The 20497-nt window shown below is 60.8% G+C and carries 30 protein-coding genes; 9 read left to right on the top strand and 21 right to left on the bottom strand.

Annotated features, from left to right (window positions below):
* The first annotated feature begins 19 nt into the window (after positions 1 to 19).
* Complete coding sequence (locus SB822_RS01845) at positions 20 to 601, top strand: hypothetical protein (RefSeq protein WP_410853914.1); 582 nt, start codon at positions 20 to 22, stop codon at positions 599 to 601.
* A gap of 69 nt (positions 602 to 670) precedes the next feature.
* Here the strand turns inward: SB822_RS01845 and SB822_RS01840 are convergent, their stop codons facing one another.
* The 17 genes from SB822_RS01840 to SB822_RS01760 form a co-directional block, all read right to left on the bottom strand.
* Positions 671 to 2068 carry a hypothetical protein gene (locus SB822_RS01840; protein WP_410853913.1) on the bottom strand — a complete coding sequence of 466 codons (1398 nt, stop codon included), beginning with the start codon at positions 2066 to 2068 and terminating at the stop codon, positions 671 to 673.
* Positions 2069 to 2498: 430 nt separating this feature from the next.
* Positions 2499 to 3788, bottom strand: a complete 1290-nt coding sequence (locus tag SB822_RS01835) for a DUF3443 family protein (RefSeq protein WP_410853912.1) — start codon at positions 3786 to 3788, stop codon at positions 2499 to 2501.
* Positions 3789 to 3805: 17 nt separating this feature from the next.
* On the bottom strand, positions 3806 to 4411 hold the full coding sequence (locus SB822_RS01830) for a DUF2844 domain-containing protein (RefSeq protein ID WP_410853911.1): 606 nt from the start codon (positions 4409 to 4411) through the stop codon (positions 3806 to 3808).
* Between the two features lie 60 nt (positions 4412 to 4471).
* Complete coding sequence (locus tag SB822_RS01825) at positions 4472 to 5068, bottom strand: hypothetical protein (protein ID WP_410853910.1); 597 nt, start codon at positions 5066 to 5068, stop codon at positions 4472 to 4474.
* 43 nt (positions 5069 to 5111) lie between these two features.
* Positions 5112 to 5666, bottom strand: coding sequence for a hypothetical protein (locus SB822_RS01820; protein ID WP_410853909.1), 555 nt, complete (start codon positions 5664 to 5666; stop codon positions 5112 to 5114).
* A gap of 536 nt (positions 5667 to 6202) precedes the next feature.
* Positions 6203 to 6481, bottom strand: coding sequence for a hypothetical protein (locus SB822_RS01815; protein ID WP_410853908.1), 279 nt, complete (start codon positions 6479 to 6481; stop codon positions 6203 to 6205).
* Positions 6482 to 6903: 422 nt separating this feature from the next.
* On the bottom strand, positions 6904 to 7074 hold the full coding sequence (locus SB822_RS01810) for a hypothetical protein (RefSeq protein ID WP_410853907.1): 171 nt from the start codon (positions 7072 to 7074) through the stop codon (positions 6904 to 6906).
* 48 nt (positions 7075 to 7122) lie between these two features.
* Positions 7123 to 7347: a hypothetical protein gene (locus tag SB822_RS01805; protein WP_410853906.1), complete on the bottom strand. Its 225-nt coding sequence runs from the start codon at positions 7345 to 7347 to the stop codon at positions 7123 to 7125.
* A 77-nt stretch (positions 7348 to 7424) separates the two neighbouring features.
* Positions 7425 to 7793 (bottom strand): hypothetical protein, encoded by a 369-nt coding sequence (locus tag SB822_RS01800; RefSeq protein ID WP_410853905.1) that lies wholly within the window; start codon positions 7791 to 7793, stop codon positions 7425 to 7427.
* Positions 7790 to 8227 (bottom strand): hypothetical protein, encoded by a 438-nt coding sequence (locus tag SB822_RS01795; RefSeq protein ID WP_410853904.1) that lies wholly within the window; start codon positions 8225 to 8227, stop codon positions 7790 to 7792. Before SB822_RS01795 ends, SB822_RS01800 begins: the two co-directional genes overlap by 4 nt.
* Positions 8228 to 8420: 193 nt before the next feature.
* On the bottom strand, positions 8421 to 9104 hold the full coding sequence (locus SB822_RS01790) for a hypothetical protein (RefSeq protein ID WP_410853903.1): 684 nt from the start codon (positions 9102 to 9104) through the stop codon (positions 8421 to 8423).
* Positions 9105 to 9331: 227 nt separating this feature from the next.
* The gene (locus tag SB822_RS01785; RefSeq protein WP_410853902.1) at positions 9332 to 9580 is read right to left on the bottom strand and encodes a hypothetical protein; all 249 of its coding nucleotides are present in this window, start codon (positions 9578 to 9580) and stop codon (positions 9332 to 9334) included.
* Between the two features lie 319 nt (positions 9581 to 9899).
* Complete coding sequence (locus tag SB822_RS01780) at positions 9900 to 10148, bottom strand: hypothetical protein (protein ID WP_410853901.1); 249 nt, start codon at positions 10146 to 10148, stop codon at positions 9900 to 9902.
* Positions 10138 to 10575 (bottom strand): DUF4031 domain-containing protein, encoded by a 438-nt coding sequence (locus SB822_RS01775; protein WP_410853900.1) that lies wholly within the window; start codon positions 10573 to 10575, stop codon positions 10138 to 10140. Before SB822_RS01775 ends, SB822_RS01780 begins: the two co-directional genes overlap by 11 nt.
* Positions 10553 to 10912 carry a hypothetical protein gene (locus tag SB822_RS01770; RefSeq protein WP_410853899.1) on the bottom strand — a complete coding sequence of 120 codons (360 nt, stop codon included), beginning with the start codon at positions 10910 to 10912 and terminating at the stop codon, positions 10553 to 10555. Before SB822_RS01770 ends, SB822_RS01775 begins: the two co-directional genes overlap by 23 nt.
* Positions 10909 to 11436: a hypothetical protein gene (locus SB822_RS01765; protein ID WP_410853898.1), complete on the bottom strand. Its 528-nt coding sequence runs from the start codon at positions 11434 to 11436 to the stop codon at positions 10909 to 10911. Before SB822_RS01765 ends, SB822_RS01770 begins: the two co-directional genes overlap by 4 nt.
* Before the next feature lie 80 nt (positions 11437 to 11516).
* Entirely contained in the window at positions 11517 to 12200 is a 684-nt protein-coding gene (locus tag SB822_RS01760) for an ATP-grasp domain-containing protein (protein WP_410853897.1), read from the bottom strand.
* Positions 12201 to 12476: 276 nt separating this feature from the next.
* Between SB822_RS01760 and SB822_RS01755 the strand changes: the two genes are divergently transcribed.
* A complete protein-coding gene (locus SB822_RS01755) occupies positions 12477 to 13583 on the top strand; it encodes an AI-2E family transporter (RefSeq protein WP_410853896.1) in 1107 nt (368 codons plus the stop codon).
* A 67-nt stretch (positions 13584 to 13650) separates the two neighbouring features.
* A complete protein-coding gene (locus SB822_RS01750) occupies positions 13651 to 13977 on the top strand; it encodes a hypothetical protein (protein WP_410853895.1) in 327 nt (108 codons plus the stop codon).
* Between the two features lie 53 nt (positions 13978 to 14030).
* Here the strand turns inward: SB822_RS01750 and SB822_RS01745 are convergent, their stop codons facing one another.
* Positions 14031 to 14387: a hypothetical protein gene (locus tag SB822_RS01745; protein ID WP_410853894.1), complete on the bottom strand. Its 357-nt coding sequence runs from the start codon at positions 14385 to 14387 to the stop codon at positions 14031 to 14033.
* A gap of 120 nt (positions 14388 to 14507) precedes the next feature.
* On the opposite strand from SB822_RS01745, the gene SB822_RS01740 reads away from it, so the two are divergent.
* The 4 genes from SB822_RS01740 to SB822_RS01725 all read left to right on the top strand — a co-directional run bounded on the left by SB822_RS01740 (position 14508) and on the right by SB822_RS01725 (position 15924).
* Positions 14508 to 14675 (top strand): hypothetical protein, encoded by a 168-nt coding sequence (locus tag SB822_RS01740; RefSeq protein WP_410853893.1) that lies wholly within the window; start codon positions 14508 to 14510, stop codon positions 14673 to 14675.
* A gap of 24 nt (positions 14676 to 14699) precedes the next feature.
* A complete protein-coding gene (locus tag SB822_RS01735; RefSeq protein ID WP_410853892.1) occupies positions 14700 to 15107 on the top strand; it encodes a hypothetical protein in 408 nt (135 codons plus the stop codon).
* Positions 15108 to 15119: 12 nt separating this feature from the next.
* On the top strand, positions 15120 to 15620 hold the full coding sequence (locus SB822_RS01730) for a hypothetical protein (RefSeq protein WP_410853891.1): 501 nt from the start codon (positions 15120 to 15122) through the stop codon (positions 15618 to 15620).
* A 121-nt stretch (positions 15621 to 15741) separates the two neighbouring features.
* Positions 15742 to 15924, top strand: coding sequence for a hypothetical protein (locus SB822_RS01725; protein WP_410853890.1), 183 nt, complete (start codon positions 15742 to 15744; stop codon positions 15922 to 15924).
* Between the two features lie 16 nt (positions 15925 to 15940).
* Here the strand turns inward: SB822_RS01725 and SB822_RS01720 are convergent, their stop codons facing one another.
* The 3 genes from SB822_RS01720 to SB822_RS01710 form a co-directional block, all read right to left on the bottom strand.
* The gene (locus SB822_RS01720) at positions 15941 to 16516 is read right to left on the bottom strand and encodes a hypothetical protein (protein ID WP_410853889.1); all 576 of its coding nucleotides are present in this window, start codon (positions 16514 to 16516) and stop codon (positions 15941 to 15943) included.
* A gap of 234 nt (positions 16517 to 16750) precedes the next feature.
* Positions 16751 to 17446: an RES domain-containing protein gene (locus SB822_RS01715; protein ID WP_410853888.1), complete on the bottom strand. Its 696-nt coding sequence runs from the start codon at positions 17444 to 17446 to the stop codon at positions 16751 to 16753.
* Positions 17433 to 18392 carry a hypothetical protein gene (locus tag SB822_RS01710; protein ID WP_410853887.1) on the bottom strand — a complete coding sequence of 320 codons (960 nt, stop codon included), beginning with the start codon at positions 18390 to 18392 and terminating at the stop codon, positions 17433 to 17435. Before SB822_RS01710 ends, SB822_RS01715 begins: the two co-directional genes overlap by 14 nt.
* A gap of 320 nt (positions 18393 to 18712) precedes the next feature.
* Between SB822_RS01710 and SB822_RS01705 the strand changes: the two genes are divergently transcribed.
* Positions 18713 to 19621: a Ku protein gene (locus tag SB822_RS01705; RefSeq protein WP_410854083.1), complete on the top strand. Its 909-nt coding sequence runs from the start codon at positions 18713 to 18715 to the stop codon at positions 19619 to 19621.
* Positions 19618 to 20466, top strand: coding sequence for a tetratricopeptide repeat protein (locus SB822_RS01700; RefSeq protein ID WP_410853886.1), 849 nt, complete (start codon positions 19618 to 19620; stop codon positions 20464 to 20466). Before SB822_RS01705 ends, SB822_RS01700 begins: the two co-directional genes overlap by 4 nt.
* The last annotated feature ends 31 nt before the right edge of the window (positions 20467 to 20497 follow it).

The raw sequence follows: 20497 nt of genomic DNA, 5'->3' as shown, positions 1-20497 counted from the left end.
TAACCTCTGAGCTGACCAAATGAGCGTCGATAATACATCCGTCAGGTTGATCCCGACATATCACTCCGACATCGCGGAGATGTTGTTCGTTGGGACAGACTACTGGAGCCAGCGAGACCGGACCGATCTTAGCGAGATGATTGCCCGTCTGAATGAAGAGGGTATTCATGTTACCCATGACTCGCTTCTTCAAAGATTGGAGGCGTTCGTGCCTGAACGCGTGCTCGGCGCCGGGCCTGACTGGAAAGAGCGTTTGATCGCCGAATGGTTGGGTCTTGAGCGGCCGCGGATTCGGAAGGTTCTCATCGACCATTTCCACGGGGGCGGAGCGGAAGCGCGCGTTCGGGAGCAGCAACGTCTACTGCTGGCTCTAGTGGATATCGGCGTGAACATCGAAGGCCTCGATCGACTGAGAATGGCACTGCTCGCGCCCTGTGACTGGCGCTATCGTTTGATCCGTTACGCCGTGAAGGGGCGCGAAAAGGGCGTGCGTTTTGTGTTTGACGGGAGCCCAACGATGGTCAGGCGCGTCGACGAGACAATGCGGCAGGCCGGTTTCGCGGAAGCTGAGATTCGCGAGTTTCTAGGGTGCGCCCGTTGAGCGTGTTTTCGGTGTCGGCCGACTATCCTCCTCATCATCGTCCGGTCGGGACACCCGAGCCAAATGGTGTCAAGGTGATGTCCCTGCGGTACCGGTGGTAGCAGCGCTGGAGCGCGCCGCACGCAATTGTTGCAGGGCGCTTTCCAGGGCTGTCTGCGCATTCGCAATCGACGTCGGAGAGCCGATGCGCGCAGTCTCAAGAGCGGTCTGGGCGTTGACGACGGCGGTCTCGGCTGTCGCGAGCGTCGCGGCCTGCTGGATCTGCGCCGCCTTTACGGATGCATCGCCGTTGATACTCGCGACTTTCGCGGTATCGTAGTTGACACGCATCTGTAGCAGCTGCGTCGGTATTGTCATGATGTCATTTGCGATGCGCACGGGTATCCCAGCGATTGCCGCGAGCTCGCTAGGGCGCTGCATTGTGTAGTCCGTCAGCATCCCGTTGGTGAAGCCATAGGTAAGCGCGGTGGTTGTGAAAGGTCCGGCAATCGACGGCGCGACGTAGTGGCTACTGCTGTCCGGCACTACTATCTGCCACGCCTGAGCGGGCGGCGACGATGTCACCTCGCACGCCACCAGCTTGCCCGTTTTGGTTCCGTTCGCGTCCTTTTCGGCGGTCGTTGGATCTTGTTTCTCGAGTGTGACCGTAACCGGAATGGCCGCGCGATACACGATTCCGCCTGATGGTGTCGGTTGGGGCGCCGGCTTCTCCCTGTGAAGCCCCGGAGGTGAAACCGAGAGGACAAAGCCCGCGCCCAATCCAGCGAGCTCTTTGTTGATGTCGCTCACCTTATCGGAATCGATCGGGTCGAATATTCGTGCGTAACTGTAACTATCGCATGGCTGTGCGAGCTTTTTCTGAGTTCGCACGTTTCGATTGAGGTTAAGCGTATACAGACGTGCTCCTGTTCCGAGAGTGATGACAGTGTCAGCGAGTGTCACGATGATGTTCGGCGTCTGATCAGTGGACGTCACGGTCGATGTGTTTAACAGACCGTTCACGATCGACAGCTTCATACTGTCGTCGCGTGTCCAGTTATGCTCGAGGTCTCCAATGTAACGGGCATCTCCATCCGCCACGACGTCGAGCGCTGTGAAGGAAAGTGTTTCGTTCACGTCTCCTTCATGAAGCGAATCGGATGTCTGCTTTGCATCAGCGGCTGCGGAGGTGTCCTGTTTGAGTTTGGCCTGCGCCGCTGCCTTTGTGTCACTGTCTATGGCGTCGGTCACGGCCTTGCTGTCTTTCGTTATTAGGTCATTGGCCGCTTTCAGGTCAGCTTTCGCGTTCTCAACATCAGTCGCGGTAACGGTCTTGCGCGCGGCCTGAACATAGACCCGCCCCATGGGTAGCGAGTACACAAAGCCTTTAGCACCAGTCGCTGGCGGGGATTTCGAAACGATCAGATCCGTGCAGCCGCCAAGCAGGGCAATAGCGATCGCGCCACTCGCAATCAGCTTGAGGTTCATTTTTATCTCGCTTGTGATTCGAACGGCCAGTCGGAATAAGCGATGCCGCTACGGGCGTAGCCGTAGCGGATCGGCATATTTTCGTGGTGTCGGAAATTGCAATCTGTGCGCAAGCACACGGAACAAGTGCCCATCGTGTGCCCCAGACCGGGGCTAGAGCGCGCTGCCGAAAGTTTCGCAGCACGTTGACGAATTGACTGGCGCAGCACCAGGCCGGTGCGGGCTCACAGTTGCGCCTCGCTCCCGTCAGCCACCGCCGCCCTCGCGATGGCTGCGACGATCAGCGCCGACAGCGCGCACGGCAACCGCTGGTCGGCGTTGAGTATTCCTCGAGCCATAACGAAAATCGCCCCTCCTTGAATGCACGGGAGGGGCGAGGCGGGAAGGGGGCGGCACTCCGGGGTGTTGCCCCGGAGTGTTGAGCGAGAGGTTAGCTCGACGTGTAGGCCACATACGGGCCAGCACCGCCGCCAGGCGACGTCGTACCGCCAATGCCGTGGTACACATGGCGACCAAAGAAGAACGGCAGGCCGAGATTGAACTCGCCAGCGTGGTACGCGCCTACGTTATTCAAAGCGTATCCGCCTGCCGCAGCAAGCGTGTTTGCGTTGGCGATATTGAATCCGATGTTCGCTGCGGCAAGGTTCGTCGCGCTGATCGTCACGCTATGCCCGGCAGGAGTGGTAGGCGTATAGAACGAGTTGCTCGCGCGCGGAATAGTGGTATCGCCAAAGTAGTACGCATTCGAGCCAGAGTCGAAGAATGCGATCGTCTGGGCACCGCCGTTGTACGTCGCGCGGAAGTCTCCGTACTGCGTGGTCTGGAGAAGCGTGGCGCTGGTGCCGGACAGCGCATTGTTCGCCTGGGTGTCGATCCCGAATACCAGCGTACCAGTGGTCGACGCTGTGCCACTATCGGACACCTGCGGGAGCTCGAGCACCACACCGTTGTTATCGACAGGGAAGAGCGCGACCGGGTTCGTGACCTGCTTCCCAACGGGAACCGCGATTGACGTGTTCGTCGAGCTGTCGGACGCGTAGTAGCCTGCGGAGTACACGTTGTTCTGGCAGTCAATGCCGCAGTCTTCCCGCGAGGTGCCGATCCCGAGAATGCCGTTCGCATGAAGCGTTGCGGGTGAAGATGCAACCTGATTGACGATACATTCGGACGGCTCTGGGGTGGTAACCGCCGGGTCCGCCAGAATGTGGACGGGGACGTTTTGCGCGACTTCACCGGACAGCTTGATATCCGCCGTGCGCACGGACCCGAACGCGTTGGCCGTACCCAGGATCAGGCACTCCGTGATCTGCTTCCCGGAGACCGTATCGGTCACGCCTGTCAGCGACCCAAGCGTCGAGGGGATCGCGGATGCGAAGAGACGAAGGCCGAACGACTCCGTGTCGACAATGATATTGGGCACCGTCGTGCAGTTCGTGCCCGCGCCAGTCCCAGGCTGACAGACCGTCACGCTGACCATCGGCTGGTTGATGAGGTCGGTGTTTGACACGGTCACAGGCACAGCGTTGACCGCGTTATACGAGGTTGGCGTGGCCGTAGCGTCTGCGGCGAGCCCGCCGCCCGATGGTGCCGTGACAGGTGTCGTCGGCCCGCTCGACGCTCCGCCGGCTTTGCTGGTGCTGTTCCCGCCGCCGCCGCCACCACCACACGCTGCGAGTCCAACGCTCACTAGCGCGGCCGCGATCAGAAGTAGTTTGCGCATCGATGTTATTCCCTTGTTCATTTGATGTTCGCTTCACTAACGCCTTGCGGCAACGCGGAGTTGAGATACGCGCGCCCCACATACGAGCGCATGTGGCCGCCAGCTTCGACGACGAGGTCGCCTTGCTGAACCGTGGCGCTGCCGTACCCCGGATGTGCCGCATGAACGGCCGCGAGACCGCTCATGTATGTCGGAAAGTACGTGCCGAGAAGCTGGTTTAGTGGTGCCATCACAGGGCCTTGCCACGCGATGCCGAAAACCGTCCCGTTCGACGCCACGAATTCGCGCACGACGGTTCCGCCCGCAAGCGTGGTTTCGTTGATGGTGTAGGCCGTTGGTGTGGATGCGGATTGCTGGGAGAGGCGGGAGGCTTGTGGTGTGTTTGTGGCAGCCGACCCCGTCGATGCGAGGGCGCTGCGAACGAGCGTGGCGCCCGAGCCGGGCGTGTACATCGGCGCGCCGCCGAGCGCGGCCTGCGCGGGCACGCTGACGATCGCCGCTGCGACCGTCAGTGCAGCAGCGCCCGCGTAGAGTCGGTACGGACGCGTCGCAGCACGGGCCACCGCGTTCGCCATGCTCGAAGTCAGCATGCACGCACGGGCGAATGGTCGATTCATGTTCATGGATTTTTCCGCAGGTAGGACGCCGCGTATCAGCGGCGCCCCGGGTTGACGTCCGGTCGATTACTGATGAAGCTCAGGCGACTCTTGCATGGCTGCCTGCATCTTCTGCACTGCATCGAGGGTGGCACGTTGCGCGGCCAGTCCGAAGTTACGTTTGAACTCGCTGAAATCGGCGTGTCCTGAGCCCGTCACGGACTGTTTTGTTACGAGCTTCCCGGTTGGATCCGTCACTGTGCAGATGAGTGTCACTTGAAAGTCGGTAGGCGGCCACGTCAGCAGGCTGGGTGACGACGACGTCGTGGTAATCGAAGGCGTCACGATGTAGCTCAGGTTCTTCGACAGTGCGGTGGCAGCGTCGGGGGCGGCGTTCAGCTTGACGACGTCCTTGAATACATTGCTCAGCTCGAGGTAGATAGGCAGCTCGAGATCGTGATAGGGCTTGTAGGCGACCTTGTCGCCGCCGCCACCCGGTGTCACTACTTCCTTGTTGCGTTCGTCGTCGGTGATGACGAGCCCCACCGTTTTATTGATGGGCGACGCGGACTTCGAAACGAGAGCCGCGTTGTCGCCCGAGATTGTGATGTCATGGGCGCAGCCCGACAGGAGCGCGATCACGCCAGCCGCGCACGCCGTGCGCACCATGTTGCCGAGTTTCATGTTGATCATCCTTATGCGTTAGGTTGAAGGTTAAGGTTTTGGATTAATGGATCGCGCTGATGAATGCGGGGTCGGCGTAGAGTTCACCGAGCAGTTTCTGCACGACAAGCGGGTATTGCTGGGTCGCCTTCGGCACCGCGATAGCGGCAGCGAACGATGAGTCCCATTCGCCGCGGACGGTTTTCACCCGGTGATAACTCACGGCGTTGTCGCGCTTGACGACAAAGCGGGCGGAGATAGTGCCGACGCCTGTGCCAATGCCCACGTCGACATTGTTTTCAAGCAGCACCCCGTCGATTTCAATTTGCGCGGCCGGCGAGAGCGAACCTGCGATCGCGAGTTCCTGCGCGACCGCGTTCGAGAGATACACCGCGAATGAGTCTCCGACGGGCGAGCGAATGACGTTCGCGCGAACGCGGACGGGATACTCGTTGTGCACCCCGTTCTCGCTGCGGAAGTCGCCGATGCGCGCGTGTATCGGCGCGGCGTTCTTGAGTGTCTGGATGTTTTCGACGGAGGGTGAATATGGTGTCGCCACAACCGAGCAGGCGGTGAGCACGGTGAGAGGGGCGAGAAAAGCGAGCTTTCTGAGTGTCATATCGTCGTGTCGCTGAGCGCGTTGAATGTGTGAGGGCTGATTGAGAAGATTGGTCCTGTGTCTTTATCGGCTGTCCCGCCGAAATGTTCAGTCTGTTCGAGAGCAGGGCTGAGGGTCCGGGCGTGGACCGCACAGACGAGAGTAACGGCGGCAAAGGTGCTGCCCTTTCTCGAAAGCGGACGGCAGACGGGACATTCGATCCCGCGAGTCGAAAACGGGGGGAAGGTAGCGTGCGTTTCGGGGGGGACTGCGTCTGGCGGGGTGTTTCTGGCAGTGGCAGGCCATGTGATTACAATGTTCCGCTATGCCATGCTTCCGGCTGCGGCAGCCCCTTCGCGAAACATGCCAGAAACTCACTACGAGACCCTTGGCGTTGCCAGAAACGCATCTGACGGAGAAATTCAGGTTGCGTATCGCTCAAGGTGGTAATCGATTTGGTAAGGGGAAAGATGACCGACGGCCAACGCGCGATGCTCGCGAATATGCTCGGCGGCGGACGCGTCGTTGATTAGCCACGGAGGCCGGATCCTGCGACGCTACGAGCGGCGCGCGATCATTGCAAGATCGCGATGCGCGTTCATCACCGCCCCGTCGAGTTGTCCATCCACCTGACGGGTAAGCGGCATTGCGACGGAGGTACCTTCGACAGCCTTCCGGTTCCAGCGCGACGCCTGGGCACGCTCAACAAATTCGGCGTCGTCGATTCGCGGTGCCTCCAGTTCCCGGTTTGCGCCGCGAGCGCGGCGCGGTGCACCCAGGTTCTCCGTTTCCGCCTCAAAGTCGGGCAGCAGGTCGTCCGGTGTCTGATCCAGCATGTTCAGTTCCTGTCAAAAATTGATCTTCCGCACTGCGAGCGTCAAGGCGTGTGCCTGTCAGGCTCAAAGCCGGTGCACAAGCGCTGCAAGCCTGTGGATTTCGGCATCGAGCGCCTCTCTGGCGAGAGGCAGATATCGCCAGCGCGGGATCGCGCAGTTGGGCTCGATACACCATTGCAGCGTGCCGTCTTCCCGGAAATTTGCGTTGAGCCACCAGCAGTATCTGAGGCGGCCGTCCGCCTGACCCGGTCCAAGCAGCCTGTGGATGGCAAACGCTACGGGTTCAGGTGCCTCGAAGACGACGTAAGGGCGGGAGGGCCGAAGAGCGTGCCCCTCGCACGACCATAAGGTCCGCACGCCAGCGAGCGCGTTAAGCGCGTCGCATAGCGGACGGATCCCGGCCTCGATTGGATCTGGAGCCCTCACTGGTATTCGGGGATGGCCGCGAACTCTGCCTCGGACATCTCGACCTGCTCGATCTGCGCGCTACTCGCGCCGACCGTGGCGCCGCCAAGCGCGCGAACGGCTTCGTGCTCGTCGCCGGGACGGACGAACAGTGTCTCGTCGTGGACGGTGACCTTCGATACCTTCATCGCTTACTCCTCCAGAGGACTGCGGATATAACTGTTGCTGGTTATCGGCTAAACGCCGGCCCACTTGAATGCGGCCATGCGGTAGACCGCCTTTTCGATAATCTTGCGTGCGTCGTGATCAGGAATCCCAGCCGCCACCTTGAGGGCAGCTGAATGCCGGCGCACAACGCCATCGCAGAGAACGGCGGTCAGTTCAAGCTCCTTCATCTGTCCAACTGCTATCCGGATATCCTCTTCGCTGATTTGCGACAGGTACGTATCGACGGCATTCATTTTTTTGTGGGTCCAAAGTAGATCGGTGTTTGCCGATCGTATCGCTGCGGGAGGTCTGTGCAAGGCACGTCCGGGCGCTACGTGGCGACATCGTCAGGCGCAACAACAGCCATGCGCTCACCGGCCGCGAGCATCGTTGCCATGAATTCGGCCCGGGAGTCGAAGACTCGCCCGATCTGCCTCGTCAGGGCGTTGAGCCGTTGCTGGCGCGCAAAGCTCACGCCGTCGAACACGCCCGAAAACTGCGCTATCTCGCGCACATCGAAAGCGACATACGATCCGTCATCACAGCGCACGCTGTAGATGTTGCTGAGATGCTTCCACCCCGACTCGACAACGGAGCCGATGATGACGCGCTCAGCATTGCGGGTTCTCGCTTCAGTTGGATCGGCAGGCGTATAGATCGCTGTGAGCATGGTGCTGCGCTCCAGAAGTTTGCTGGTCAAAGGCTGACGCGTGTGATGCTGTTCAACCCGGTCGAGGCATCAAACATGTTGGCAAGAAGGGCATCTGCGAGCCGCTTGCCAAATTCTTCCGAAAAGCCACGCTTCGTAAATCCCTCAATCACCTGCTCAATATTCTCGCTTGCGCTCAGTTGAGTTGAACCCCATTCGATTTGTCCATCATGGAAAACGAAAGCGATGCAGCGCATCCGCAAATGCTTGACGAGCTCTTCCAGTAGCACTGGGAGGTAGTTTTCGATGGCAGCTTTCTCATCAAGACGAGCGTTCGCGAGTTCGCTGGTCCGAACGGCCGCCATCTGCTGGCGAATACGTGCGCTCAGAGCATCGCGCTCGGCGACGAGCTGCTCAAGCGACTTCTCTTCACAGGGGCCGCTCATGGCTTCAGCGGTCTGGATATTCGTAACGTTCTCTGTCAAGGTTTAGCCTCGCCTGATATAAGCCGCCAGTTCTCGGAGGCAGCCGAGGAAGGGCAAAAGCGTCGCAAAGCCCAGAACGCCGTAAGCGGGGTTGTTTTTGATCACGCCCACGACAATGCAGCCACCGCCGAGGAGCGCGGCCGCGCTGGCAGCGGCAACGTAACGTAGTGGGGAAGGGCGCATGGGGGTATGGTTAGAACAAGGGGTTGAACGTCCCAGGTTTCAGCACGAGATTCATGAACGTGTGAGCGCTCAGTACTACCTTTCTCTTCTTCGCGCGCCTCGCTATCTCGAAGCGCCCGGGCACGATCTCGACCAGCAGTCCACAGCCGTCCGGAACGTCGTCAGGCTGGATGATGCCGACGGGCGCAGCGTAGTACAGCACTTCAGCGATCCTTTGATACCCTTCGCGCTTCTCCGGACGGGCGATGTCTGCAAGGAAGTCGGCCCGGCTAACCTTGATCTCGTCGACGCATGGATTGATTCGCTTCTCGTCATACGTCGTCGCGAGGGAGAAAACGTCTGGCCTGATCGCCTGGCGCATGCCAGGGCTGTCTTCCACGAGCAGTTCGATGTTTTCCCAGGTGACGCGTTTCTGATCGCGCCGCCACGCGGCAACGCGCGACCCAAAGTCGTGATGAGGCTGGCGGCTCGCCACCGTGCGCGCCTTCTTTGCGGCGAGTTCTTTCTCCCCGTCACTGGTGATGACGAAGTGCACGGTACCCGACGTGCGTTCAAGCCGTCTGATCAGCCCTGCCGCCGCAAGATCCAGATCGACGGAGTCGGTCATGCTTGCGCCACCACGGTCACCACCTTGCCAGTAGTGATGCAGTCTTTTGAAGTGGCGGGGCGTGAGTTCAGTCACAATTTCGGTCATCTTGCATTCCAGGGCTCTAGGCGACACCTAACGCGAGCGCCGCCGCTTTCCAAGCACAGTGCGCAGCACGATCCCGAGCGCGCGTGCGCTCGCATCGGCGTATGCACGCCGGCGCGCATCGGCGTCCGGTCTGGCCGCTTTTGGCGGCGCGAGTGCGACGCGTTCTTCGCGAGATCCTCGTTGCTTTGCCTGCCCCATGCAAATCTCCTGTCGTGTCGCGCGACCTGTCAGACGCGCGGTAGGTCGGCGGTCACCCGCAACAGGCGGCCGACCGCCCAGAGGCAAGCGGGTATCAGGAGGAGAGCAGCGGATCCGTCGATCACAACGATCCGTAGCGGCTCGCCGGCGCCCGCATATTGAAGCCCTATGCTGGCGATCGTCGCCAGCGCAGCGATAAAAAAGCCCGCCGCGCTATAACCAGCGATGGCAACGACACCCGCAATTACCACAGCCAGGATCAACCCCGTAAACATCATGCTCAACTTTCCTTTACATTCGAACTGCCAAACCCGCCTTTTCTTCGGCGATAGCCTTCTGCACTGACGGCTCCCTCGCCGGCGACACGGCGCCGCACCACATCGCGGTATCACCGCCGGGTGCGACTTCCGTCCCTCGCGCGCCCGCGATCACGCACGCACTTCGCGACTCCGAGGTACCAGACGCATTCACCTGACGCTGGGCGGCGCGACCGAGTTCGCCTTTGAGCCAGTGGCCAAAACAGCCAATGGCCACAAGGGCGACGGCCAGAAGAGCAAGTTCGAATTTCCTGAAATGCATGAGTCTTTCGTCCAGCCCTTACTGCGCGTCGAGCGCCGCTTCGAGGACAGCCCTGACGCTCGCCCAGTTTTTCAGATACGACTCGCAGTCGATCGTCTTCGGGAAGAGACCGACTTCGACGCCTTTCTTCATCGCTGCCGTCAGCATCGCTTCGGACACGCCGCCGGTCCCGGAGGCTGTCCGGCGGCTTTGTGCCATCAGCAAACGTTCTGCGTCGCCGTTCCGACTTCCGGTTGCCATCTGCTCGTCTCGCTGGTCACGCGTCATGTTGAATACCTTCCGCCTTTATCGGATCGGGATCGGAGATGTTCAGGTCCGGCGCAAAGTTTTTTTCGGGCCGGGGATTGTTGCCGGTTGCGGACTCGCTCACCTGACGCCTCTGCGCGTTGCGCTGGCGCAGCCAACCAATCGCGTCCTCCGGTTCGCCCAGCGCACCTGTCTCGCGCCGGCGGGCCACCATAGCGGCCGCCTGACGCCGGGTTATCGCAATGGCGCCAAAGGAGATTGCCCGGTCCCGCGTCGATTGGGCGAGGTTGTAATGGCTTTCGTGCAAGGGTGGTCCCTCGTGCCAGCCACGGTCGAGTCCCAGGCGTGCTGCCATGTCGTGAAGCAAGGCGTCGTCCGACGCGATCATGTGGCACATCAGCATGCGGCGATAAGGGATGCGCATATCATCGACGTAGACTGGCATCATCGCCTCCGTTCGCCGGTCGTGGCTCCGCTACGCCGGCGCTTGACGCGCGCAGCCTGGCGTTTTCTTCCTCCAGTTGGCGCACTCGCGCGGTCAGGACGGATACCTCCCGCTCGAGTTCGCGCGCGAGCGGGCCCAACTCCTGGTGGACTGCCTCGAAATAGCGTGCCAGCGCCGCGGGCGTCACGCCCCGGTAACGCCGCATGGTCGCGCTGATCACGGCCTCTACACGCGGCGTATCAGTCGCGCCGCTTTCGTCAATGTCAGGCAATGGCGAGTCCGACAATCCGCCGGTGCGCCGCCGGCCGGGTGCCCGCCCCCCTTTGTCGCTGGTCGTCAAATGACCGCTCCTGCGGAATGTGGCAATACGCTGACGGTAGAGGCTTCCTTTGCAGCGGTCGAAAATAGCTTCGCGAGTCCGGCGCATTGGGTGTGCCACTGCGTGGTGCCATCCTTCGAAGCGTTGCGCAGCCAGTGCGCGGCATCTTCCCAATCCCCGGCGGCCGTCGCCTTCCACGCCTGCTGCAGGCGGATGATCTGGGCGTCCGGGCAGGCCAGCAGCAGGTCGTGTACGCTCGTTGCGAGCGGGCGGTCCGCAGGTCCCAGACAGACGATGACACCGTCATCGAGTCTCTGGACGATCTCCAGATCGCGTAGAGGGATGAATTCCTTGAGTCGCTGACGGCGCTGGCGGGGGCGCAATTCGAAGTCGACGCGAACGTAATCGGGAAACACTTTGCTTGTGAGTTCACTGACGTGTCCGATCCACCCGCCGCGGCGGGACTGCTCCGAGTGTTCGAAGTAGCGGGATTTGACTGCGTCGACGACGCGCACCATCGTGCCGAGGGAAAGACTGTGTGACATGGTTGGTTCGATTACCGGGTCGAAGAACCCCCAGGATACTGCTGAGGGGGTTCAACGCAATCCGGCCGCGCTGCCTGCCGTCAACGGACGATCTGCAGCCAGCGACTGAGCATGACTTCCCAGTAGACCTCGGCGGGCACGCCGTCATACGCGCCGAACGAAAAGCCGTCGTTCACCTCAATCAGCGCTGTCTCGCCGCTGTCGAGCACGCCAAAGTCGGCAACGAGTCCCGCGGGCGCCTCCGGGCCCGTCATAAGCCGCGCGACCGCGTTGTGAATGACTGCCGTGTTCGGCGTTACGTTCCGGTCGCCGCCGTGATCGGCGAATCTCAGGTCGAGCACATCGCCTCGCGCGACGTAGGCGCGCCACTCACTCACAAATCGGACGGGCGTGGACACCCAGACGGCGCTCGACGAGGATGCGCCGTTGAAGCGGTAATCATCCGTGAACTCCGCGACAAAGCCGGTGAACCGCTTCCAGCCCTCTGCAGGCTTGATAAAAAGGCGCCGCCCCTGCTCCAGCAGCGCGCGGGCGTCGCGCAGCGAGCGCTCTTTCCAGACTTCCCGGTACAGAAGATCGGCAATGATCGGAGGGTAGGGGGTGTGTTCTGGTAAATCGCGTCCGAGTTGCCTCAACGCATGTTTGACGAATCGGACAGAGCCGACCGCGAGCATATCGCTCTGAAGCTTGAACTTCGATCGTTCGAGCTGCTTTTCGGTCGCGCGATAGACAGGCACCCCGCGCTGCGCGGCGAGCGCAGCCATGCCGGACTCCTCGCGCCCGAGCGACCCGTTTCCCTTTACCTGAACGACTATCCCCGATGGCGTTTCCACTCGTAGGCCTTTATTGATGACTATGTTTAGAGCTTGCGGCATGTAGACATTTTCCCCGCCCGACGGTCACGAATATCGCTGATTTGAGTCGGGTCGACAACGTCCCGCCGGGTGATGTCGATATTTTCTGCACGGGCTCTGAACAAAATCCCCCGATGACCGATAAGGGCACCAGCAGCCGCGCATAACGTACATCATCGAGGCAACATGCAACGGAACAAAGCCGTACAGGCCAGTCATATAGTGATAGCGGCGCTTATTGTAGGCGTGATGCTGCTTAAGCTCGCCGCTGGCGCGATCGCGGGATTCCTCGTCTACAGCATGAGTCGGCGGGTCAAGTGTGCGCTCGAGCGTCGGTTTCCGACCCTGCACGCTCGCGGCGTCGCGCTCGCGCTCGTCATCGCCGCTGTCGCCCTGGTTGTGTTCGCGGGGATTGTCGGCTTGTGGCAACTTGCGAAAGGGCAGCACGGAATATCGGGGCTATCAGCGATGCTCGTCGACGTGCTAGGGCGGATGCACGGCACGGTACCTACGTGGCTTGACCATTATCTGCCCGCGTCGATCGACGACGCCCGAGGCGTGGCACTCAACATGTTGCGCAAATATGGCGAGCAACTCTCCGCCGTTGGCATGGGTACGCTCAAAGGCGCCGCGCACGTTCTTGTGGGCCTTATTGCCGGCGCGATGCTTGCCTGGAACGAGTTTGCGCCGGTGAAGGAGTACCGCCCCCTGAGCGCGGCCTTACTTGAACGGTTCGGGGGGCTGGGCGACGCGTTCGAGCGGGTGGTGTTCGCTCAGGTCAAGATCTCGCTGCTCAACACCGTGCTATCGGCTCTTTACCTTCTGGTCGCTCTTCCGGCGGCGGGAGTGCACGTTCCGTTCAGCAAGACGCTCGTGGTCTTCACGTTCTTTGCCGGGTTGCTGCCTGTGGTTGGCAACCTGATCTCCAATTCGGCTGTTGTGCTAGCGAGCCTCGGCGTGTCGTTCGACGCCGCAGTGGCGTCGCTGGTATTCCTTGTCGTGGTCCACAAGCTGGAGTACTTCGTGAACGCCCGCATCGTTGGCAATCGGATCGACGCGCGTGCGTGGGAGATCATCATCGTTATGGCCGGGATGGAGTCGATCTTCGGTTTGGCGGGCATCATCGTCGCGCCCATTCTCTACGCTTATCTGAAGCGAGAATTGCGCGCAGCCGGTCTGATCGGCCGTCACGGCGAGCAGGATGGGATGACGGGGCCGTCGGGGCCGCAGTCAGCTCGCCAGTCCACCCGGGCGAGGGTGCTCCTTAAAGAACGCGAAATGGAATGCCGATAGCCTAAGAAGGCCATGCGCGCGACACGCGCGGGTCAGCAACGATTCTTTAACAACAAAGGAAATGCAGATGAGTATCGCAAGCGATGACGCGATTAAAGGGGCCAGCGGGCTGATGTCGCTGGGGAAGGCATTTGGTTATTACGCGGGAGCAATCGCAGCGTTGATTGTCGGAGCGATCGCGGCCAGCATGACAAAAATGCCGCTGGTCTATTTCTTCGTGTACTTTGGTTGCGGGGTCTTTCTGAACCGTACGGTACTGCGAAATCTGATCACATATCATCCCGTTTACAACACGCTCGATAATGTCTATTCGACCAAAATTCGCGCGTTGATTTTCTGGCCGATCGCGTATCTCGCGCTACTCTTCAAGATCGCTGTCGTCCGCGCCATCTAGAAGTTGGGAGCAATTCCGCGCGGGCCTTTGCAGCGCGCGCGGAGACAGGGACATCAATGTTCGCGCAGGTATTCGGGAAATCGGGTGTAGGTGGGTTCGCGGGGCGCTTCGCATTCAGCGCGCTCGACGCTCTCAAGCGGCATCCAGTATGCGCCACGCTCCAGCGCGCCCAGGAGATCCCATGACTCGTTTTCGATGGCGATGCTTTCGGCCGCTCGGACACCGTTTGTGACGGGAAATAGCCGCCACTGCGCGGGCCACTGGCTGTCGCCTTCAAGGCGAAACCGCAGGTCACCGTCGATGAGAACGTCAAAGCTGCTGTCGCCATTGGGTACGGCTTTGACGCGATCTGCGTAACGGTGGCGTTTAACGCGGCTGGCGGCGCGGGTGCGATGTTGGACGGTAGACATTAGGAAACTCGGAAGACGTCGAAGTCTAACCAGTTTCCTATGAGAGAACCACTATGCAACCTTGAAACGCGGGCCGTCTCTGCGCCACATTCGGCCACACCCTCGAAGGATGAGAAAAATATGGAGTTGAAATCGAGCACCGCGATATTGCTTCTGGATTTCGCGATAGGAAGTCCAAGCCTGTTTATGGACACGCAAGGGCTGCCGGATGCCGCGAAGCTCGGCTGGTTGGCTGTACTCGCGGCGGGCGCCGTGCTCGCGACCATCATGCATTTCCGCGGCGATTGACTAAACAGATATCGGAAGGTCTTCATGAAGTGCTCAACCGTGTTTCTTGGCCTGGTGGTTTCGGGTCTGCTAGGTGCTCCTCTGGCGTTCGCCGATAGCGCGCCGGATGTCGTATGCCTGAGCGATGGTGTCCAGACTGCACCGCTTCGCGACGGCAAGTGCACGCCCGGGGCATTGAGGATTGATGCGAAAGCCTGGCGGGAGAGCGGCGACAAGGTGGTGGTGACGTCCAATGGGCACGGCGTGCTGCTGGAGCCCGCCGCGTTCGACAACCGGTTTACATATCTGCTGGTTCGTAACGACGGCGGCTTGGGCGGAGTCAGGATTTCGACCCGACGGGAATGCGACAAGCTTGCTACCCAGTACAACGGCCAGTGCATGACTGCTGCGCAAGCCAAGGCGGAGTTCGCCCGCGCAAAATCCGCGCGCTGACCGGGGCTCGCGATGACTACCGTATTCAGCGATGTTCTCCGCGCGCATCGCGCTATCCCCGAGAGCGGCAACAACTGGGCCGACTCCCGGCTGAAGTATCTGGGAGAGCAAGTGAAGGCGCTATATCCGGAGCTTGTGTCCTGGGGGCCACAACTTGCTGGCGAAGCCCACCTGTTCTACGTGGCGAAGGCGCCGCGCGTTGATGATGGCGTGACCGAGAGCCATCCCGGCAGCGTGCGGCATGATACGTTTCTGTCTTTCCTGAGCGAACCCTCGACCACACCGCGCACTGATTTGATAGGAAAAACCATGCTAATGGAACAACGGAAAGACCTCGGGGACTCGACCCGTCTTGCGCGTCAGGTGCTGCTCATCGTGCTGGCGATGATGCTGGTTGGCGGGGGTGCGCTTGCCTTCAGCTCGAACGTGCATTGGCGAATTGTTGGGGCGCTCTTCGAAGGCATCGGCATCGGAGTCTTCGCGGGATCGAAGCTGGCGCTCTGGAAGGCATAACGCCCCCTCCGCGGCGCCGGGGGGCATGTGGGCTCGCCGCGAGGTGGGCGATAGCCGCCCTCGCACCTCGGGATCAGGTTTCCAGGCTGGGTTGGCCAGCCAGGTCATCAAGGAGAAAAAAATGAAAGTCGTATTGGCAATTTTCACCGTTTGCGCGGTGCTCGTTGGCCTGGCAATAGCGGTTGGCTACGCGTCGCATGCCTTGTGGCCGATCGCGTGCGCAGGCCTGGTGGATATTGCGCTACTGCAACTGTTCGATGTCTGGGGCAGGGTAGACCGCGCGATTGAGGCCGCGCAGTCCTAGCACGGGCCTGATGCCGTCAACGTGGAGCAAGGGCCACGGTCGTGCCGGAATAAGTAATGAGCGCGTTTTCCACAGGCTCATCGGGCCCTTCGTCAGCACCCATTTCCGTGTCCAGCGGAAAAAAGGTCTGCGCCCACCGCGCTGCTGCCGTCTGCTGTTCCCATCCGTTGAGCCAAGCGGCGCGAAACCAAAGGTCGGGTGGGACGTCGTATTCGAAGAGGAATGTCGACATCTGGCGATGCTCATCGTCGTCGTGAATCGCCCGATCTGCCCAGCGATGCGGGGCCGGGTCGCCCTCCGTAGCGCCCTTGCCGTCTACCGATCGGCAAAGCGCGTCCCAAAGTGCCATCGCTATGTCTTCGTTCATACGCGCGCCGAGCGCTTCGCGAACCGTGATGCGGGTTTGGCTCGTGACGTCTCCGTGTGCAACGTCCAGCACTCTCCAGCCGATCGGGAAATCCGGGAAGAGAGGGTCGCGCTCCTTGCCTCGGGGAGAGGGATCATAGACGGGCTTATGGATCCACATTTCGCACCGCTCAATGCCACGGACGGTGAGGTCCCATGTGCTGGGTCGGGTGAACCATACTTTCATGCGTAGCTCCGGATAGCTGGGGGCAGACGTGGCAGATAAAGTGCCCATAAATCGTAGCGTGCCCACAGCCGGGAACAAAAGGTCGACGCACAAGAGCGTTGGCGCGCTCCTTTTAGCGGGCGCGCTACCGGCTCTCCGTGACGCCTGGCCCGGGTTTTTGCGTCGCACATCGGAAACCCCGGTCGGCCGTGGCGGCGACTCACGGCACAGGGTGATCCCCTCGACGGATGAAGCTCAGGTTTCGCTGTCGACCGCTCCATCCTCTGGATCGTCTTTGAAGATAGGGGGGCCAACCCAGCGTAACTTCTGTTCTGCGAGTGCCTGCCGGATCTGCTCTTCGCCGGCGGGTGTGTCCAGAAGGTAGATATCCTCAGGCTTGTATGTCCACCAGTCGGCCTTCATTGGTGGCTCATAGAATAGAGTGGCGGTCTCCGCGCCGGACATGCGGGAATGCCACCTGAGCGCAACACCATCTTTGTACCCGGCAGCCGCCAGCTGAGCCATGACGCGCGTTGTGAAGTGGTGCGTGTTTTTGTGGACGGGATCCTTCAGTACAAGATCCCACTGGCCATCAAGATCTGAGTCCGTCGTGACGATCGCGCGCCTGTGCGGGGTGCGCAAGTCCAGGACCTCAGCTTTTGCAACGAGCTGAAGTTTCACGAGAGCCTTGTCTTTCAGATGAGATCGGTCGGTATAGACATTGCCGCGGTTCACCGATGCATAGCGGAGGACGGTCTCCCACAAAGCCGCTGCCCGGGTATCCGCGGCATAGAACATGGCGTGGTTTCCGTCTCGCCACGCGAGCCGTGCTTTAGACGCGGGATTTCCGGCGACGGGCGAGTAACGCGTGTCGTACACGTGCCAAAAGGTGCCAGGCTCTGCCTCGACGATTTCGACTTTGTGCAGGACATCATCGTTACCAGCCGCCATCCTCATTCCCCTTGAACTCTTCCGTCGCCACATCGATCACGCGCTGCGGATCGGTCGCGAATACGTCGGCCGGCTTTTGACCTTCCAGCAGCGCATGCGGAGAATAGAGCCAGAAAGCGCGCCGCCACCCGAGCCGGTCGTCATCCTCGAAGGGCAGAGCCTCGAGAAGCTCGCCTACCCGTGGCCTCACCGTGCCCATCTCGAACTGGAAGTCCGGGTACAGATAGGAGCGGTCCCTCGCGTTCCAGACACCAAGCAGCTCGCCGTTTTTCCGCAGCTTGTAGGCATACTGGTTGGGATTCGCCGCGTCGATGTTCATGCCTAGCAGCTCGGCGACGCCTTTTGCGTCCCGCCAGCCATACTTGAGAAATTCCTCCCGATACGCGACTGCGGCCTTCTCCGCGTCGGACTGGTTCGCTAACGACCGAGGTATCCGTCCGTCACGTCGCTCCCGTCGCGCTCGCGCTGGCGGTGCGTTCTCCTGGACCGTGGCCGTTGCGCCGGGTGCGGTGGCGGCGCGCGACTCCTCTTCCTTGTAAATCGCATCGAGCAGCGTGAGAACATCCTCGTAGCTGCCGTCTGTCTCGACTACAACCTTGCTTTCGGCAGGAACCCATGCGCGCCCCTTGGCTTTCTCGACCGTGAAATTCGCCACGTGAGCCGCGTCGGTCATCGGTGCGCTGAAGACATGTCGTTGCGACTCCGTGTAGTCGTTCAGATGGGCACGGACAAAGGATTGAGGTGCCGTCACGAGCGGCAGCATCGAGCGAAACAGGCTGTAGAGTTGAAGGGGCAGGCTGGTGGCTGGAGCGCGAGTGTACATAAGCAGGCGCGCGTCACCTTTGCGCCGGACTTTGCCCTTGGCGATGGCATCGGCCGCGACCGTGTCCACGCGGACGAACTGGGCGCCACCGTGCTGGACGATCTCGAGAAAGCTGAACGACATGGCGGTAACCCCTCAAAGCTGTGAAATGGAGGGAATAGTGTAACGACGGTTATCCTGGTTATCAAGGTTATTCTGGTGATCCTGGTTATTCCGGTTATCCTCGCACGACTCCGATGGCGCCCTATTTAACCGGTGACCATTATCGTTCCGGCGGGGCGATTCAGCAGAGGAATACGCCGGGGGAATATTGGGGATGTTGTACTTCCAATCCAGTACTAGGATGCAGTATGGATGACGAAAGCCGACGCGAGCTTCGGGCTTGCTCTTTGCTCCTCCTGCATCAGTCTGGCCGGCGCCTTGCTGGTCACAAGGGAGAAATCATGGCCATGCGTTCGATTGCGAGCCTGTCACTGAGCTTCGGCCTTGTGACCATACCTGTGAAGTTGTATTCGGCAGGGGAAAGCTCTGCCAACATCAGGTTCAATCTGCTTTCGCCTGAGGGCAAACGCCTCAAGCAGCAGTACGTGGTTGAAGGCACGAGCAAGCCGGTCGAACGCTCCGAGATGAAAAAGGGCTACGAGATCGACAAGGACAGGTTCGTGGTGTTTTCGGCAGAAGAACTGGAAGCCCTCGAAAACGGCGCGTCCCATATCGTCGAAATTCTGGGGTTCATACCAGAAGGCGCAATCGACCAGACGTATTTCGACAAGGCGTACTTCATCGCTCCAGACCGACGCGGGGGAAAACCGTATAGCCTCCTTCAGCGGGCGCTGCAGGAAAGCCACCGCTGCGCGCTCGCGAAATGGTCGCTCAAGAGCAAAACACACATCGTGCAGATTCGCGCGACGAACGCGGGGCTCGCCATTACCCAGCTTCTCTTCGCCGACGAGGTTCGCGATCAGTTGGACCTGCATATCGAACAGGTTCCCGTCTCGGATGCGGAGCTCAAACTCGCGCTTCAGATCATCGAGCAGGGCGCTATCGACAACTATGACCCGTCGCAGTACAAGGATGAAGAGAAGGAGCGCATCCTCAAGGCGATCGACGACAAGATCGAGGGCAAGGCCATCGTATCGGCGGCCCCGGAAGAGGTGGAAGGCAGCGGCCAGGTCATCGATCTGATGGAAGCTCTGCGCGCGAGTCTTTCGCGCGGAAAGACGAAGACGCCCGCCGCGCGGCCTTCGGAGCCGGCGGATGCTAAAGAGATCGCGACCAAGGCGAGGCGGCCTGCAAAACGCACCGAAAAGGTTGAAGAGCCCACCCCTGCCAGAGTGCGGGCGCGCAAGTGAGTCGACGCGGCAACACACACACCTATTCGATTCGCAGGCTTCAGTCGCTGCTTGGGGTGTCGCGCCGTGTGGTCATCGCGCTGGTCGAGGCGGGTTTTGTCGACCCGGAGCGAGGCCGTCGCAATGAAATGCGATTCAGTTTCCGCGACGTCGTGCTCCTGCGCACCGCCTACAAGCTGCAGAACGCCAAGATCCCGACCCGCAAGATTCTGCGCTCGCTCGCCGCGATATCGGATGAAATGCCAGCGGGAGAGGTCTCACTGGCTGGGCTCAGGATTAGTGCCGTTGGCAACGAGGTCGCGGTAGGAAGTGGACCGGCGCGATGGGTAGCGGACTCAAGGCAGATGCTGCTGGACTTTGGCTCCGCGCCGGTTGCCGCTGACGTCTCGTTTCTTGGCAGGCGCGCGCGGGTCGAGATGGATCGCGCCAGTCTCGCCGATGAATGGTACGAACGCGCAGAGCGGTTGCGGGAGGAAGATTTCACGGCGGCCGAACAGGCCTACCGGAAGGCGATCGAGTTATCGCCGGCGCCGCACTACAGCGCGTACACCAATCTTGGCGTTCACCTGTGCGAAGACGAAGGGCGTTGCGCGGACGCGCTCGCCGTTTTTGATGCAGCGCTGCGCCTTTTTCCAGACGATACCCGTCTGCTGTTTAACCGCGGCGTCGCGCTCGAGCAGCTGCACGAGAACGAAGCGGCGGCGCTCAGCTACGAGCGGTGTCTGGCAATCGATCCGGAATACATCGACGCGCACTTCAACCTCGCGCGACTGAAGCAGCTACGAGGCGACGAGCAGGGCGTTTTGCGGCATCTGAGCGCCTACCGACGTCTCGGTGGTATCTAGGCCTCGCCGTTGCTCCGCCAGCCTTACAGCG

The organism is Paraburkholderia sp. SIMBA_054 (assembly GCF_046534875.1).
GTDB lineage: Bacteria > Pseudomonadota > Gammaproteobacteria > Burkholderiales > Burkholderiaceae > Paraburkholderia > Paraburkholderia hospita.
The sequence above is the reverse complement of the archived record's forward strand: the minus strand, read 5'-3'. Positions and strand labels throughout refer to the sequence as shown.

Excerpts from the sequence above, each read along its gene's own strand:
- SB822_RS01820 (WP_410853909.1), bottom strand. The coding sequence starts at position 5,666 with ATGACACTCAGAAAGCTCGCTTTTCTCGCCCCTCTCACCGTGCTCACC.
- SB822_RS01830 (WP_410853911.1), bottom strand. The coding sequence starts at position 4,411 with ATGAACATGAATCGACCATTCGCCCGTGCGTGCATGCTGACTTCGAGC.
- SB822_RS01845 (WP_410853914.1), top strand. The coding sequence starts at position 20 with ATGAGCGTCGATAATACATCCGTCAGGTTGATCCCGACATATCACTCC.
- SB822_RS01765 (WP_410853898.1), bottom strand. The coding sequence starts at position 11,436 with ATGTCACACAGTCTTTCCCTCGGCACGATGGTGCGCGTCGTCGACGCA.
- SB822_RS01805 (WP_410853906.1), bottom strand. The coding sequence starts at position 7,347 with ATGAATGCCGTCGATACGTACCTGTCGCAAATCAGCGAAGAGGATATC.
- SB822_RS01810 (WP_410853907.1), bottom strand. The coding sequence starts at position 7,074 with ATGAAGGTATCGAAGGTCACCGTCCACGACGAGACACTGTTCGTCCGT.
- SB822_RS01775 (WP_410853900.1), bottom strand. The coding sequence starts at position 10,575 with ATGATGCCAGTCTACGTCGATGATATGCGCATCCCTTATCGCCGCATG.
- SB822_RS01730 (WP_410853891.1), top strand. The coding sequence starts at position 15,120 with ATGACTACCGTATTCAGCGATGTTCTCCGCGCGCATCGCGCTATCCCC.
- SB822_RS01735 (WP_410853892.1), top strand. The coding sequence starts at position 14,700 with ATGAAGTGCTCAACCGTGTTTCTTGGCCTGGTGGTTTCGGGTCTGCTA.
- SB822_RS01840 (WP_410853913.1), bottom strand. The coding sequence starts at position 2,068 with ATGAACCTCAAGCTGATTGCGAGTGGCGCGATCGCTATTGCCCTGCTT.
- SB822_RS01785 (WP_410853902.1), bottom strand. The coding sequence starts at position 9,580 with ATGATGTTTACGGGGTTGATCCTGGCTGTGGTAATTGCGGGTGTCGTT.
- SB822_RS01745 (WP_410853894.1), bottom strand. The coding sequence starts at position 14,387 with ATGTCTACCGTCCAACATCGCACCCGCGCCGCCAGCCGCGTTAAACGC.
- SB822_RS01755 (WP_410853896.1), top strand. The coding sequence starts at position 12,477 with ATGCAACGGAACAAAGCCGTACAGGCCAGTCATATAGTGATAGCGGCG.
- SB822_RS01720 (WP_410853889.1), bottom strand. The coding sequence starts at position 16,516 with ATGAAAGTATGGTTCACCCGACCCAGCACATGGGACCTCACCGTCCGT.
- SB822_RS01725 (WP_410853890.1), top strand. The coding sequence starts at position 15,742 with ATGAAAGTCGTATTGGCAATTTTCACCGTTTGCGCGGTGCTCGTTGGC.
- SB822_RS01815 (WP_410853908.1), bottom strand. The coding sequence starts at position 6,481 with ATGCTGGATCAGACACCGGACGACCTGCTGCCCGACTTTGAGGCGGAA.
- SB822_RS01780 (WP_410853901.1), bottom strand. The coding sequence starts at position 10,148 with ATGACGCGTGACCAGCGAGACGAGCAGATGGCAACCGGAAGTCGGAAC.
- SB822_RS01760 (WP_410853897.1), bottom strand. The coding sequence starts at position 12,200 with ATGGCTGCGCTCGCCGCGCAGCGCGGGGTGCCTGTCTATCGCGCGACC.
- SB822_RS01705 (WP_410854083.1), top strand. The coding sequence starts at position 18,713 with ATGGCCATGCGTTCGATTGCGAGCCTGTCACTGAGCTTCGGCCTTGTG.
- SB822_RS01750 (WP_410853895.1), top strand. The coding sequence starts at position 13,651 with ATGAGTATCGCAAGCGATGACGCGATTAAAGGGGCCAGCGGGCTGATG.
- SB822_RS01715 (WP_410853888.1), bottom strand. The coding sequence starts at position 17,446 with ATGGCGGCTGGTAACGATGATGTCCTGCACAAAGTCGAAATCGTCGAG.
- SB822_RS01740 (WP_410853893.1), top strand. The coding sequence starts at position 14,508 with ATGGAGTTGAAATCGAGCACCGCGATATTGCTTCTGGATTTCGCGATA.
- SB822_RS01835 (WP_410853912.1), bottom strand. The coding sequence starts at position 3,788 with ATGCGCAAACTACTTCTGATCGCGGCCGCGCTAGTGAGCGTTGGACTC.
- SB822_RS01825 (WP_410853910.1), bottom strand. The coding sequence starts at position 5,068 with ATGAAACTCGGCAACATGGTGCGCACGGCGTGCGCGGCTGGCGTGATC.
- SB822_RS01710 (WP_410853887.1), bottom strand. The coding sequence starts at position 18,392 with ATGTCGTTCAGCTTTCTCGAGATCGTCCAGCACGGTGGCGCCCAGTTC.
- SB822_RS01790 (WP_410853903.1), bottom strand. The coding sequence starts at position 9,104 with ATGACCGAAATTGTGACTGAACTCACGCCCCGCCACTTCAAAAGACTG.